The 467-nt window shown below is 41.3% G+C and carries 1 protein-coding gene; it reads left to right on the top strand.

Annotated features, from left to right (window positions below):
- Positions 1-344 (top strand): integrase core domain-containing protein (locus FD09_RS16115; RefSeq protein ID WP_047021845.1); only part of this gene is annotated, 344 nt, incomplete at its 5' end.
- Between the last annotated feature and the right edge of the window lie 123 nt (positions 345-467).

Genomic DNA, 467 nt, shown 5'->3' with positions numbered 1-467 from the left:
TTAAAAATCGAACCATTACTGGGGACCTGATTATCCACACAGACTTAGGATCACAGTACACCAGCGATGATTACAACCAACGGTTAACAGAACTACATATCCGCCACTCTTACAGCCGTAAGGGGTGTCCATACGATAATGCACCAATGGAATCTTTTCATGCTTCCCTCAAAAAGGAATGTGTTTATCCAGTGCCGGTCTTTGAGAATTATGAAACTGCCGCTGCTGTCCTTTTTGAATATGTGCATGCTTTCTACAATAGGAAGAGAATTCATAGTTCACTGGGCTACCAGACCCCCTTACAAGTTGAAATCGCAACACTTACGAGCCAAATGGCCGCCTGATTTAATGCTTTCCAGGGTTCAAATAAGTTATTAATCACGATTAATGATTTATTTGAGCTGTGGAAGGTAAACGCGGTTCTGAATGTCTCTTAAAACCTGTCTCAAATATTGACTTCAATCCAG

The organism is Schleiferilactobacillus perolens DSM 12744, from assembly GCF_001435585.1.
Classification (GTDB): domain Bacteria; phylum Bacillota; class Bacilli; order Lactobacillales; family Lactobacillaceae; genus Schleiferilactobacillus; species Schleiferilactobacillus perolens.
Note: the sequence above shows the minus strand (reverse complement) of the source record. Positions and strands in the feature narration are given on the sequence as shown.